Below are 13,372 nucleotides of genomic sequence, written 5' to 3' on the forward strand. Positions count from 1 at the left end.
CTCCTTTATTGACCGAGCGTAAGGGTTTTCAGCATCATGCTTTTCACCGTGTTGAGCACTTCAACATTGGCCTGATAACTGCGTGACGCCGACATGGTGTTAACCATCTCCCCGACGACATCAACGTTTGGCATTTTCACGTAGCCCTTTGCATCCGCCAGCGGATTACCCGGTTCATAAACCAGTTTGTCCGGAGCCTGACTTTCTATAACATCGGCAACCTTTACGCCGCCTGTCGCAGCACCTGGCGCAGCGTTAACCTGGAATACCACCTGTTTTGCCCGATATGGCTGTCCATCGGGACCGGTCACGCTATCAGCATTCGCCAGATTACTGGCCGCCACGTTCAGGCGCTGGGACTGGGCAGTTAACGCCGACCCGGCGATATCAAAAATATTCAGCAGTGCCATCCGTTAATTTCCGCTCTGTAAAACGTTCATCATGCCTTTGATCTGCCCGCTCAACGCGCTAAGGCTCATCTGGTATTGCAGGCTGTTATCGGCAAACTGGGTGCGTTCGCGATCCATATCGACGGTATTACCGTCAAGCGAAGGCTGGTCCGGAATACGGTATTGCAGTTCTGCGGTAGGAGGCGTCAGCGCCTGCGCCGGAATGTGTTGCGTTGAGGTCATCGTCAGTGCAACCACACTTGTTGCATCCCGTCCACGTTGCATGACTTTTTTAAGTTCACTGGCAAAATCGATATCGCGAGCCTGATAACCAGGGGTATCGGCATTGGCGATGTTTGCTGCCAGCACTTCCTGACGCTGGGCGCGCAGATTGAGCGCCTCTTGTTGAAAACGTAAGGCGGCGTCGAGCTTATCGAGCATATCTCCTCCGCAGGTATCAAAATTCTGCCATCAGCTTAAATGCCTTTACGCGCGCGTTATCGGCGGAATAAACGCAAAATGGGTCGCTATTTATGCCGTTGATGGTCATTGCGGACAGGTACAATTCACGTTGTAGAAATGGCTGGGGGGCGAAAATGCTGGCAATAAAACGTCGCGTGGCGATCATCGCGATACTGTTCAGTCCGTTAAGTGCGGCGAGCAATCTCACATCGCAATTGCACACCTTTTTTAGCGCCCAGCTCGCGGGGGTAAGTGATGAGGTTCGTGTTTCTATTCGTACAGCGCCCAATCTACTGCCGCCGTGCGAGCAGCCATTGCTTTCGATGAGCAATAATTCCCGCCTGTGGGGCAATGTGAATGTGTTGGCACGCTGCGGTAACGACAAACGATATTTACAGGTTAATGTGCAGGCCACAGGAAATTATGTGGTTGCCGCAATGCCCATTGTGCGGGGAGAAAAGCTGGAAGCTGGCAATGTCAAACTGAAACGCGGACGGCTGGACACCCTGCCACCGCGTACGGTGCTGGATATCAATCAACTTGTTGATGCCGTTAGCCTGCGCGATCTATCACCCGATCAACCTATCCAGTTAACCCAGTTTCGCCAGGCATGGCGGGTAAAAGCGGGACAACGCGTCAACGTGATCGCCAGCGGTTATGGGGTTAGCGCCAACGCAGAAGGTCAGGCGCTGAACAATGCTGCCGTCGCACAGAATGCGCGGGTGCGCATGGTATCGGGACAGGTGGTCAGCGGCGTTGTTGATGCAGATGGGAATATTCTTATAAACCTGTAAGCTGTTAAAGATAACCCATCCCTTGCCGATAAATAAGCAACACATGATAAAAGCGCCCTCAATGAGGAATAAACCATGAGTATTGATCGCACTTCGCCTCTGAAGCCCGTAAGCACCGTTCAACCGCGCGAAACCACTGACGCGCCGGTAACAAACACCCGGGCGGCAAAAACAACCGCCTCCACCAGCACCAGTGTGACGTTAAGCGACGCGCAAGCAAAACTGATGCAACCCGGCAGCAGTGATATCAATCTTGAACGTGTCGAAGCGTTAAAGCTGGCGATTCGTAACGGTGAACTAAAAATGGACACCGGCAAAATTGCCGATGCGCTGATCAACGAAGCGCAGCAAGACTTGCAGAGTAACTGATCGTATGACGCGTCTTGCAGAGATCCTCGACCAGATGTCCGCTGTGCTTAACGATCTCAAAACGGTAATGGATCAAGAGCAGCAACATCTCTCTATGGGGCAGATCAACGGCAGCCAGTTGCAATGGATTACAGAACAAAAAAGCTCTCTGCTGGCGACGCTGGATTACCTCGAACAGTTACGCAGGAAAGAACCCAATTCAGCAAATAGCGTTGATATTAGTCAACGCTGGCAGGAAATTACTGTGAAAACGCAGCAACTACGCCAAATGAATCAACATAACGGCTGGTTACTGGAAGGACAGATTGAACGCAATCAACAGGCGCTGGAAATGTTGAAACCGCATCAGGAACCGACGCTGTATGGGGCGAACGGTCAGACCTCAACAACCCATCGCGGCAGTAAAAAGATTTCGATCTGAAGATTAACTCCGGCCTGCACTGCAGGCCGGAATGTATCGTTACACCGTCCGGCGGGCAAATTCTTTAACTTTGAAGCCCAGTACCGCCAGTGCAGCGAAGTACGCGGCAATCCCCGCCAGCACGACCGCCATTAAACGCAGTAAACGCCAGGGCATGGTACCCAATGACCACTCCGGCATGATATGTAACATACCTAAAAGCACGCCAGACATCACCAGTACCGCCACCACCAGACGCAACAGAAACGCCATCCAGCCGGGTTGCGGGGTAAAGATTTTCTGCTTACGCAACTGCCAGTAAAGCAGCGAAGCATTCAGACACGCCGCCAGACCAATAGAAAGTGACAGCCCGGCATGTTTCAACGGACCAATAAACGCCAGGTTCATCAATTGCGTTAAAATCAGCGTAACGATGGCAATTTTCACTGGCGTTTTAATGTCCTGGCGGGAATAAAAGCCAGGAGCCAACACTTTCACTACAATCAGGCCAATCAAACCCACCGAGTAGGCAATTAACGCCCGCTGGGTCATCAGCGCATCAAAGGCGGTAAATTTACCGTACTGGAACAGCGAAACGGTTAACGGACCGGAAAGAATGCCCAACGCAACCGCACTCGGCAGCGCCAACAGGAAACAAAGACGCAGCCCCCAGTCCATCAAACGGTTGTATTCATCATGATTGCCACTGGCAAAACTTTTCGACAGCGACGGTAGCAAAATGGTGCCAAGCGCCACGCCCAGCACACCGGACGGAAACTCCATTAAGCGGTCGGCGTAATACATCCACGACACCGAACCGGAAGCAAGAAACGAGGCAAAAATGGTGTTGATGATTAAGGAGATCTGGCTCACAGAGACGCCAAGGATTGCCGGTCCCATCTGTTTCACCACACGCATTGCTCCGGCATCGTGGAAGTTAATGCGTGGCAAAACCAGCATGCCGATCTTCTTCAGATGAGGTAGCTGATACACCAGCTGCAGGATGCCGCCGACCGTAACAGCCCACGCCAGCGCCAGCACCGGTGGGTTAAAGTACGGTGCGGCAAACAGCGCGAAACCAATCATGCTGATGTTAAGCAGTGTTGGAGCAAACGCCGGAATCGAGAAGCGGTTCCACGTATTCAGAATCGCTCCCACCAGCGACGCCAGGGAGATCAGCAAGATATAGGGAAAGGTAATCTTTAGTAGCTGGCTGGTCAGGGCAAATTTGTCAGCTGTGTCAGCGAAGCCTGGCGCGGTCACCATGATCACCCACGGTGCGGCGAGCATGCCAGCGACCGTCACAACCGCCAGCGCAAGTGTCAGCAGGCCAGAAACATAAGAGACAAAGACCCGCGTGGCGTCTTCACCCTGCTTACTTTTATATTCCGCCAGAATCGGTACAAATGCCTGGGAAAATGCCCCTTCGGCAAAGATACGGCGTAACAAGTTAGGAAGTTTAAAAGCGACGAAAAAGGCGTCGGTTGCCATCCCTGCGCCAAAGATTCTGGCGACAATTGCGTCACGTGCGAAGCCAAGCACACGCGAAAACATGGTCATCGAGCTGACGGCGGCCAGCGATTTTAATAAATTCATCGGTGTTCTAATCCAGACCCACGGGCAAAACGCCTGCAAGGCAGGCGCTGAAAGAGGCGAATAGTCTACCTGGATTATGGTGAATTGCTACCGCCAGATGTTACAGGGTTTATTCACTCATCGCATCGCGCCAGATCTTGTCAACGATACGTTGCGCCAGCACTGCCTGTTCGCCGGCGGTTTGCGGAACTGTCTGATTTTGCACGCATTCAATGAAGTGCCGCGCACAGCCGACAAATCCACGTTGCTCAAGCGTACTCTGCCAACCAGGAATCGGTTTATTCACTACACCCTGCCCACGCTCCTCACGCCATTCGCGCATATCCGTAATGTCGATGAGCGCACCGTCAGTCACGGCCTGCACGGTTTCACGCTGGCTTCCGGCACGGCGATGCATACAGGTGGTGATCTGCAAAGGACCGGCCGAAAAATGGTGCTCGGCAAACAGCATTTCGCCAGCGTCGTTAGTCAGTAGCGTACCGCCATCCAGAGAGGCTTTGCCGCCCGACAACCACAGCGCGGTATCCACCACATGCAGATAATCATCCAGCAACGTGAAATAAAGATCGTGTGGCCCGACGCTATTGCTACGATGTTTATCCATTCTTAGCGAGGCTGCGGTGGCGAGTTGCGTTTTTAACTCACCGTAGAGTGGTGCGAAACGACGGTTAAAACCGACCATCAACGTTAGTTTTTTCCGCGCCGCCAGTTCCACCAGCCGTTCAGCATCGCGCAGATTTTCTGCCAGCGGTTTATCGACACAGACATGTACCCCCGCATTGAGTAACGTACTGACCACGTCAAAGTGGCTGGCGGTGCTGGAATGCACAAAAACCGCATCGCAACTGGCGGCAAGGCTGGATAACGAATCAGCATAAGGAATGCGCCAGCTGTCACAAATTGGCAAGGCTTTGGCGCGCGTAGGCGACCACGCACCTTGTAACGTCCAGTCAGACGCTGCCGCCAGCACCGGTAACCACGCTTTTTGCGCGATGCCGCCTAACCCCACTACGCCGATACGTAATTTTTTCACTTTAATCTCCCAGATGGGCCAGCAACGAATCAAGACGCTGTTTCAGTTCTGCCACTTCGATTTCCAGGGCTTCGACGCGTGCCTGTAAATCACCGTCAACCGCGTTCGACATATCCATCACCGCCGGCTGATCTTCAACCTCACCACTGAAAAGATGCATGTAGCGGCTTTCACGTTTACCCGGTTCGCGGGCCAGACGCACCACAAAAGGACCATCTTCGCGATTTGCCAGTTGTTCCAGCGTCGACTCCACTTCCGCCATATCGCTGAATTCATACATTCGCGCGGCGCGGCTGCGCAGTTCACCCGGCGTCTGGGCACCACGCAATAACAACGTGGTGATTAACGCCACTTCTGCGGCGCTCAGTTTCAGATCGCCAAATTCTGAATTACAAAAACGTTGTTCATATTTGGTGACCCGATTACCAAAGCCACTCACCGTGCGCAGATAATGGCGTTTGACCAGATTATCCAGTTGCTCCTGCACCTCGGATTCACTCAGATTCATGACCGGTTCACGGTTCGTTTTCTGATTACAGGCCGTGACTACACCATTGACTGAGAGCGGGTATTGCTCCGGCGTGGTCACCTGTTTTTCCAGCAAGCAACCAATCACGCGAGCTTCCAGGGCAGTAAGTTGATATTTCATGAGATTCTCCTTAGCGGCCGGGCGTCCAGTCTGGGGTAGTTAATGCCGTCAGTACGTGATCGCGCCATTGTCCATCAATCAACAGATAGTCTTTCGCATAGCCTTCTTTTTCAAAACCCAGTCGCGCCAGTAAATCACCGCTGCGTTTATTGTGCGGCATATAATTAGCCATAATGCGATGAATATGTTGGGTGCGCTGCATATAACGAATGGCTGCGCTCAGAGCTTCAAACATGAGTCCTTTGCCCTGCCATTTTTGCCCAATCGAATAACCGAGATAGCAGGCATGAAAAGAGCCGCGAACAACATTGGAAAAATTGGCAACGCCAATAATCTCTTTTTCGTCCGGGTCGAATAAGCCAAAGTAGAAAGCTGAACCTTGTTTATGAAATTCGTTAATCATCCCTAGCCTGGCCTGCCAGCCTGATGGATAACAGTGGCTTTCGTCGCGCACTGGCTCCCAGGGCTTGAGGAAATGGCGATTCTCTGCGTAATAATCCGCCAGACGCCAGGCATCACGATCATGCACCAGACGCACGACCAGTCGGTCTGTGGTTAAGCGCACTTTTGGCACGTTACTGCGATAGCCAAACATTCTATACCTACTCCTTCCCGTAACGTCTTTAATACGCTGTAAGTATTACTATACCTGCGCAACCAGACCCTGTGAAAAGTCCAGAATGCCATTTTCTGCATTATTCACATATTTGATAAAAACTCTCTATCAAAGCGACGTTTTGATAAAAAAATATTGTCCCCGAAGTGATGGGAAAAGTCTTAGCGGCAATGCAGAATAGAAAGTGCTCATCTTTTATTTCCCGGGAGGGGAAATGTCCCGCGTGTCGCAGGCGAGGAACCTGGGTAAATATTTCCTGCTCATCGATAATATGCTGGTCGTGCTGGGGTTCTTTGTTGTCTTCCCGCTGATCTCTATCCGCTTCGTTGATCAAATGGGCTGGGCCGCCGTCATGGTCGGTATTGCCCTCGGTCTACGCCAGTTTATTCAGCAAGGTCTGGGTATTTTCGGCGGCGCAATTGCCGACCGCTTTGGTGCCAAACCGATGATTGTCACCGGTATGCTGATGCGTGCCGCCGGATTCGCCACAATGGGTATCGCCCACGAACCGTGGCTACTGTGGTTTTCATGCCTGCTTTCGGGACTCGGCGGCACGTTGTTTGATCCTCCGCGTTCGGCGCTGGTGGTGAAATTAATCCGTCCACAGCAGCGTGGTCGTTTTTTCTCGCTGTTGATGATGCAGGACAGTGCCGGTGCGGTCATTGGCGCATTGTTGGGGAGCTGGCTGTTGCAATACGACTTTCGCCTGGTCTGCGCCACAGGGGCAGTTTTGTTTGTGCTGTGTGCAGCGTTCAATGCGTGGTTGTTACCGGCATGGAAACTCTCCACCGTGCGCACGCCCGTTCGCGAAGGCATGACCCGCGTGATGCGCGACAAGCGTTTTGTCACCTATGTCCTGACGCTGGCGGGTTACTACATGCTGGCTGTACAAGTGATGCTGATGCTGCCAATTATGGTCAACGACGTGGCTGGCGCGCCCTCTGCCGTTAAATGGATGTATGCCATTGAAGCGTGTCTGTCGTTAACGTTGCTCTACCCTATCGCCCGCTGGAGTGAAAAGCATTTTCGTCTGGAACACCGGTTAATGGCTGGGCTGTTGATAATGTCATTAAGCATGATGCCAGTGGGCATGGTCAGCGGCCTGCAACAACTTTTCACCCTGATTTGTCTGTTTTATATCGGGTCGATCATTGCCGAGCCTGCGCGTGAAACCTTAAGTGCTTCGCTGGCAGACGCAAGAGCTCGCGGCAGCTATATGGGGTTTAGCCGTCTGGGTCTGGCGATTGGCGGCGCTATTGGTTATATCGGTGGCGGCTGGCTGTTTGATCTGGGCAAATCGGCGCACCAGCCAGAGCTTCCGTGGATGATGCTGGGCATTATTGGCATCTTCACTTTCCTTGCGCTGGGTTGGCAGTTTAGCCAGAAACGCGCCGCGCGTCGTTTGCTTGAACGCGACGCCTGATTTGATACTCCCCCCTGACTCCTCCATACTGAAAGTGAACTGATAGCCAAATGGAGGAGTCACGTGAAGCTATACATTTACGATCACTGCCCTTACTGCCTCAAAGCCCGCATGATTTTCGGCCTGAAAAATATCCCCGTCGAATTACATGTTCTGCTCAACGACGACGCAGAAACACCCACCCGGATGGTCGGTCAAAAACAGGTTCCCATTCTGCAAAAAGATGACAGCCGCTATATGCCAGAAAGCATGGACATCGTTCACTATGTCGATAAACTCGACGGCAAACCGTTACTGACCGGCAAACGTTCCCCTGCCATTGAAGAGTGGCTGCGCAAGGTCAATGGCTACGCCAACAAACTGCTGTTGCCGCGTTTTGCCAAATCGGCATTTGATGAGTTTTCTACTCCTGCCGCGCGCAAATATTTCGTCGACAAGAAAGAGGCCAGCGCGGGTAATTTTGCCGACCTGCTGGCCCACTCTGACGGTCTGATTAAGAATATCAGCGATGATTTACGTGCGCTGGACAAACTGATCGTCAAACCGAACGCCGTGAATGGCGAACTTTCGGAAGATGATATTCAGCTATTTCCGCTCCTGCGTAATCTGACGCTAGTAGCCGGAATCAACTGGCCAAGCCGCGTTGCTGATTACCGCGATAATATGGCGAAACAGACACAAATCAATTTGTTATCATCAATGGCGATTTAATCCTGACCCGCCGCGGCAGCCTGTATTCGCGGGTTGCCGCCGTTTTCAGTTTTTTCTGCTGGCGCGTTTATCGCTGGTGACACATGCTGCGTTGTGTCAGGATATTGACGCAGATTTCATGTCGAGGACTACCATGAACAAGTTTTTATTTGCCGCTGCATTGATCGTCAGTGGCCTGCTCGTTGGCTGTAATCAACTCACCCAATACACCATCACCGAACAAGAAATTAACCAGTCGCTTGCGAAACATAATAATTTCTCAAAAGATATCGGTTTACCCGGCGTGGCTGACGCCCATATTGTTCTGACAAACCTGACCAGCCAAATTGGTCGCGAAGAGCCGAATAAGGTTACCCTAACCGGAGACGCCAATCTGGACATGAACTCCCTGTTCGGTAGCCAGAAAGCGACCATGAAACTGAAGCTGAAAGCGCTGCCCGTGTTTGATAAAGAAAAAGGCGCGATCTTCCTGAAAGAGATGGAAGTGGTCGATGCGACGGTACAACCGGGAAAAATGCAAACGGTGATGCAAACGTTGCTTCCCTATTTAAACCAGGCATTACGCAATTACTTTAACCAGCAACCTGCTTACGTCCTGCGCGAAGATGGCAGCCAGGGCGAAGCAATGGCGAAGAAACTGGCGAAAGGCATTGAAGTGAAGCCAGGCGAAATTGTCATTCCGTTTACTGATTAATCACGAGGGCGCATTCGCGCCCTTTATTTTTCGTGCAAAGGAAAACGTTTCCGCTTATCCTTTGTGTCCGGCAAAAACATCCCTTCAGCCGGAGCATAGAGATTAATGACTGCACCATCCCAGGTATTAAAGATCCGCTGCCCAGACGACTGGCACCTTCACCTCCGCGATGGCGACATGTTAAAAACTGTCGTGCCGTATACCAGCGAAATTTATGGACGGGCTATCGTAATGCCCAATCTGGCTCCGCCCGTGACCACCGTTGAGGCTGCCGTGGCGTATCGCCAGCGCATTCTTGACGCCGTACCTGCCGGGCACGATTTCACCCCGCTGATGACCTGTTATTTAACAGATTCGCTGGATCCTAATGAGCTGGAGCGCGGATTTAACGAAGGCGTGTTCACCGCTGCAAAACTTTATCCGGCAAACGCAACCACTAACTCCAGCCACGGCGTTACGTCAGTTGACGCAATCATGCCGGTACTTGAGCGCATGGAAAAAATCGGTATGCCGCTACTGGTGCATGGTGAAGTAACACATGCAGATATCGACATTTTTGATCGTGAAGCGCGCTTTATAGAAAGCGTGATGGAACCGCTGCGCCAGCGCCTGACTGCACTGAAAGTCGTTTTTGAGCACATCACCACCAAAGACGCTGCCGACTATGTCCGTGACGGAAATGAACGGCTGGCTGCCACCATCACTCCGCAGCATCTGATGTTTAACCGCAACCATATGCTGGTTGGTGGCGTGCGTCCGCACCTGTATTGTCTACCCATCCTCAAACGCAATATCCACCAACAGGCATTGCGTGAACTGGTCGCCAGCGGTTTTAATCGTGTATTCCTCGGAACGGATTCTGCGCCACATGCACGTCATCGCAAAGAGAGCAGCTGCGGCTGCGCGGGCTGTTTCAACGCCCCAACCGCGCTGGGCAGTTACGCTACCGTCTTTGAAGAGATGAATGCTTTGCAGCACTTTGAAGCATTCTGTTCTGTAAACGGCCCGCAGTTCTATGGCTTGCCGGTCAACGACACATTCATCGAACTGGTACGTGAAGAGCAACAGGTTGCTGAAAGCATCGCACTGACTGATGACACGCTGGTGCCATTCCTCGCCGGAGAAACGGTACGCTGGTCCGTTAAACAATAAAAATCGTAGCTTCCTGTTGTCATTAGGTTATTTTACCTGTATAAATAACCAGTATATTCAACAGGGGGCTATTATGCGAATTGAAGTCACCATAGCGAAAACTTCTCCATTGCCAGCTGGGGCTATTGACGCCCTGGCTGGCGAACTTTCCCGCCGTATTCAGTATGCGTTTCCTGATAATGAAGGCCACGTATCGGTACGTTATGCCGCAGCAAATAATTTATCGGTTATTGGCGCGACAAAAGAAGATAAACAGCGCATTAGCGAAATTCTCCAGGAAACGTGGGAAAGCGCCGATGACTGGTTTGTCAGCGAATAATATGCAGTGATTTTTGTTTTTGCCGGGTCGCCCCGGCTTTTTTATTTTACTTGCGAATTGTGAGTACAAAATTTCTACACTTCCTCAAAATAATTGCACAATATGCTAAAAAAATATGAATGACATGCTGTTTTATTGTTCATATAAATCTTAAAAGCAGAAATTTATCTGCTCCCCCCTTTAAAAATTCGGTGAATACCCTTACTTATTGGTATACTGAAGTTGCTTCAGATAAAAACGCATTGAACCTCGAATAACGTTGTCTAGTAACACGAATTAGGGGGCCATGATGGAAAAAAATAATGAAGTCATTCAGACTCATCCGCTCGTAGGGTGGGACATCAGCACCGTTGATAGCTATGATGCGCTGATGTTGCGTTTGCACTACCAGACCCCAAATAAGTCCGAGCAGGAAGGGACTGAAGTTGGTCAGACGCTCTGGTTAACCACTGATGTTGCCAGACAATTTATTTCGATATTAGAAGCAGGAATCGCCAAAATTGAATCCGGTGATTTCCAGGTAAACGAGTATCGGCGTCATTAACATGACATGACCATCCACCCAAAAGGCACCTCACCGGTGCCTTTACCATTTCTGGGTTGTATATCTGCATTCAGTTAATTACTCTGCTTAAACCATGAGAGCAGAGAGAAAAAAAATGAAATACGATCTCATCATTATTGGCAGCGGTTCCGTAGGCGCTGCCGCCGGGTATTATGCAACCCGCGCCGGTTTAAACGTGCTAATGACCGACGCCCATATGCCACCGCATCAACACGGCAGCCACCACGGCGATACGCGATTAATTCGCCATGCTTATGGTGAAGGCGAAAAGTATGTCCCGCTGGTCCTCCGCGCGCAAATGCTGTGGGATGAACTTTCCCGCCACAACGAAGATGATCCCATTTTTGTACGCTCTGGTGTCATTAACCTCGGTCCGGCTGACTCCGCATTTCTCGCCAACGTCGCCCACAGCGCCGAACAGTGGCAACTCAACGTTGAAAAGCTCGACGCGCAAGGGATTATGGCCCGCTGGCCAGAAATACGCGTCCCGGACAACTACATCGGTTTATTTGAAACTGATTCCGGTTTTTTGCGCAGCGAACTGGCGATTAAAACCTGGATCCAACTGGCGAAGGAAGCGGGCTGTGCGCAGCTGTTCAACTGCCCGGTCACCGCAATTCGTCATGACGATGATGGCGTAACTATTGAAACGGCTGACGGTGAGTATCAGGCGAAAAAAGCGATTGTCTGCGCGGGAACATGGGTAAAAGACCTACTCCCGGAGCTGCCTGTCCAGCCCGTACGCAAAGTATTTGCCTGGTATCAGGCCGATGGTCGCTATAGCGTGAAGAATAAATTCCCGGCGTTTACCGGTGAACTGCCCAATGGCGATCAATATTATGGTTTTCCGGCAGAAAACGACGCGTTGAAGATTGGCAAACATAACGGAGGCCAGGTTATCCATTCAGCGGATGAACGTGTTCCGTTTGCGGAAGTGGTCAGCGATGGTTCGGAAGCCTTCCCGTTCTTGCGCAATGTGTTGCCGGGTATCGGCTGCTGCCTGTACGGCGCTGCCTGCACCTATGATAATTCGCCTGACGAGGATTTTATTATCGATACCTTACCCGCCCACGATAATACCCTGCTTATTACCGGCCTGAGTGGGCACGGTTTTAAATTTGCGTCAGTTTTAGGGGAAATAGCTGCCGATTTTGCGCAAGACAAAAAAAGCGATTTTGATTTGACGCCATTCAGGCTTTCCCGCTTCCAATAATCATCATTACGGCCTCCAGAATGAGGCCGTTTTTACAGGGGTATTTAATGCGTCGGTTGGTGAACTATCTCATTAATATTCGCGAGCATCTGATGCTTTATCTTTTTCTCTGGGGACTATTAGCAATTATGGACCTAATCTACGTGTTTTATTTTTAGTTTTTCCGCACTGACATAAACTGACAAATATTTAATCTCCCTTTCATTTAGCGTGAAAAATTGAATGAGATTCTTCCTGCCTCTACAGCACTCACTAGACCTTCCAGATGCTGAACCCACTAAACTTATGAAGATTCTTTCATTATTAATTCAAAATTATTGAAATAAAAATAAATATCATTCAATTTGTTATTTTTGTGTTGCAATTCATTCTCCGACACGCCATTTTCTTTCTCTCGCAAATTCGTTTTGGATGCACTTATGTCATTCACAAATACCCCTGAACGCTATGGTGTTATATCTGCGGCCTTACATTGGCTAAGCGCAATTATTGTCTATGGCATGTTTGCTTTAGGTCTGTGGATGGTCACGCTCAGTTATTACGATGGCTGGTATCACCAGGCACCGGAACTGCATAAAAGCATCGGCATTTTGTTAATGATGGGGCTGGTTATTCGCGTTCTGTGGCGTGTCATATCTCCACCGCCGGGTCCGCTGCCGAGTTATTCGCCCATGACTCGTCTTGCAGCAAAAGCTGGACATCTCGCATTGTACCTATTGCTGTTCGCCATCGGCATCAGCGGCTATCTGATCTCAACTGCCGATGGTAAACCGATCAGCGTTTTTGGCTGGTTTGACGTCCCCGCGATCCTCTCCGACGCTGGCGCACAGGCTGACTTTGCCGGTGCCCTGCATTTTTGGCTCGCGTGGAGCGTTGTAGTACTGTCCGTTATGCACGGATTTATGGCCCTGAAGCATCATTTCATCGATAAAGACGACACTCTGAAGCGCATGCTGGGAAAGTCGTCATCTGACTATGGAGTATAAA

At 50.8% G+C, this 13,372-nt stretch carries 18 protein-coding genes; 12 read left to right on the forward strand and 6 right to left on the reverse strand.

From position 1 onward, the window contains the following. Positions 1-5 precede the first annotated feature (5 nt). On the reverse strand, positions 6-410 hold the full coding sequence (gene flgC, locus HBM92_RS14745) for a flagellar basal body rod protein FlgC (protein ID WP_001196460.1): 405 nt from the start codon (positions 408-410) through the stop codon (positions 6-8). A 3-nt stretch (positions 411-413) separates the two neighbouring features. Continuing rightward, positions 414-830, reverse strand: a complete 417-nt coding sequence (gene flgB / locus HBM92_RS14750) for a flagellar basal body rod protein FlgB (protein WP_000884702.1) — start codon at positions 828-830, stop codon at positions 414-416. Positions 831-985: 155 nt separating this feature from the next. Here flgB and flgA point away from each other — a divergent pair, with 155 nt between their 5' ends. The 3 genes from flgA to flgN all read left to right on the forward strand — a co-directional run bounded on the left by flgA (position 986) and on the right by flgN (position 2,435). Then, the gene (flgA, locus tag HBM92_RS14755) at positions 986-1,645 is read left to right on the forward strand and encodes a flagellar basal body P-ring formation chaperone FlgA (RefSeq protein ID WP_000879683.1); all 660 of its coding nucleotides are present in this window, start codon (positions 986-988) and stop codon (positions 1,643-1,645) included. A 75-nt stretch (positions 1,646-1,720) separates the two neighbouring features. Next, a complete protein-coding gene (gene flgM / locus HBM92_RS14760) occupies positions 1,721-2,014 on the forward strand; it encodes a flagellar biosynthesis anti-sigma factor FlgM (protein ID WP_000020884.1) in 294 nt (97 codons plus the stop codon). A gap of 4 nt (positions 2,015-2,018) precedes the next feature. Next, a complete protein-coding gene (flgN, locus tag HBM92_RS14765) occupies positions 2,019-2,435 on the forward strand; it encodes a flagella biosynthesis chaperone FlgN (RefSeq protein ID WP_000197351.1) in 417 nt (138 codons plus the stop codon). Between the two features lie 39 nt (positions 2,436-2,474). Here flgN and murJ read toward each other — a convergent pair whose 3' ends face one another. The 4 genes from murJ to rimJ all read right to left on the reverse strand — a co-directional run bounded on the left by murJ (position 2,475) and on the right by rimJ (position 6,287). After that, the gene (murJ, locus tag HBM92_RS14770) at positions 2,475-4,010 is read right to left on the reverse strand and encodes a murein biosynthesis integral membrane protein MurJ (protein ID WP_001050672.1); all 1,536 of its coding nucleotides are present in this window, start codon (positions 4,008-4,010) and stop codon (positions 2,475-2,477) included. Between the two features lie 109 nt (positions 4,011-4,119). Beyond that, positions 4,120-5,043 (reverse strand): Gfo/Idh/MocA family protein, encoded by a 924-nt coding sequence (locus HBM92_RS14775; protein WP_000736139.1) that lies wholly within the window; start codon positions 5,041-5,043, stop codon positions 4,120-4,122. A gap of 1 nt (position 5,044) precedes the next feature. Then, on the reverse strand, positions 5,045-5,692 hold the full coding sequence (locus HBM92_RS14780) for a YceH family protein (RefSeq protein ID WP_000877109.1): 648 nt from the start codon (positions 5,690-5,692) through the stop codon (positions 5,045-5,047). A 10-nt stretch (positions 5,693-5,702) separates the two neighbouring features. Further along, entirely contained in the window at positions 5,703-6,287 is a 585-nt protein-coding gene (gene rimJ / locus HBM92_RS14785; RefSeq protein ID WP_000468182.1) for a ribosomal protein S5-alanine N-acetyltransferase, read from the reverse strand. A gap of 235 nt (positions 6,288-6,522) precedes the next feature. Here rimJ and mdtH point away from each other — a divergent pair, with 235 nt between their 5' ends. The 9 genes from mdtH to HBM92_RS14830 all read left to right on the forward strand — a co-directional run bounded on the left by mdtH (position 6,523) and on the right by HBM92_RS14830 (position 13,371). After that, positions 6,523-7,731 (forward strand): multidrug efflux MFS transporter MdtH, encoded by a 1,209-nt coding sequence (gene mdtH / locus HBM92_RS14790; RefSeq protein ID WP_000092206.1) that lies wholly within the window; start codon positions 6,523-6,525, stop codon positions 7,729-7,731. 63 nt (positions 7,732-7,794) lie between these two features. Beyond that, entirely contained in the window at positions 7,795-8,442 is a 648-nt protein-coding gene (gene grxB, locus HBM92_RS14795; protein WP_000780912.1) for a glutaredoxin 2, read from the forward strand. Positions 8,443-8,575: 133 nt separating this feature from the next. Beyond that, complete coding sequence (locus HBM92_RS14800) at positions 8,576-9,136, forward strand: lipoprotein (protein WP_001443229.1); 561 nt, start codon at positions 8,576-8,578, stop codon at positions 9,134-9,136. Positions 9,137-9,241: 105 nt separating this feature from the next. After that, complete coding sequence (pyrC, locus tag HBM92_RS14805; protein ID WP_000126520.1) at positions 9,242-10,288, forward strand: dihydroorotase; 1,047 nt, start codon at positions 9,242-9,244, stop codon at positions 10,286-10,288. Between the two features lie 73 nt (positions 10,289-10,361). Further along, positions 10,362-10,607, forward strand: a complete 246-nt coding sequence (gene dinI, locus HBM92_RS14810; RefSeq protein ID WP_001217754.1) for a DNA damage-inducible protein I — start codon at positions 10,362-10,364, stop codon at positions 10,605-10,607. A 289-nt stretch (positions 10,608-10,896) separates the two neighbouring features. Beyond that, positions 10,897-11,151, forward strand: coding sequence for a biofilm formation regulator BssS (gene bssS, locus HBM92_RS14815; RefSeq protein WP_000414438.1), 255 nt, complete (start codon positions 10,897-10,899; stop codon positions 11,149-11,151). A gap of 115 nt (positions 11,152-11,266) precedes the next feature. Continuing rightward, a complete protein-coding gene (gene solA, locus HBM92_RS14820; RefSeq protein WP_000872792.1) occupies positions 11,267-12,385 on the forward strand; it encodes an N-methyl-L-tryptophan oxidase in 1,119 nt (372 codons plus the stop codon). Positions 12,386-12,432: 47 nt separating this feature from the next. Beyond that, positions 12,433-12,543, forward strand: a complete 111-nt coding sequence (locus tag HBM92_RS14825) for a DUF2770 family protein (protein ID WP_001253737.1) — start codon at positions 12,433-12,435, stop codon at positions 12,541-12,543. 261 nt (positions 12,544-12,804) lie between these two features. Further along, the gene (locus tag HBM92_RS14830) at positions 12,805-13,371 is read left to right on the forward strand and encodes a cytochrome b (protein WP_000011131.1); all 567 of its coding nucleotides are present in this window, start codon (positions 12,805-12,807) and stop codon (positions 13,369-13,371) included. The last annotated feature ends 1 nt before the right edge of the window (position 13,372 follow it).

The sequence above is a fragment of the Escherichia sp. E.sYA108 genome (assembly GCF_011754335.1).
Classification (GTDB): domain Bacteria; phylum Pseudomonadota; class Gammaproteobacteria; order Enterobacterales; family Enterobacteriaceae; genus Escherichia; species Escherichia coli.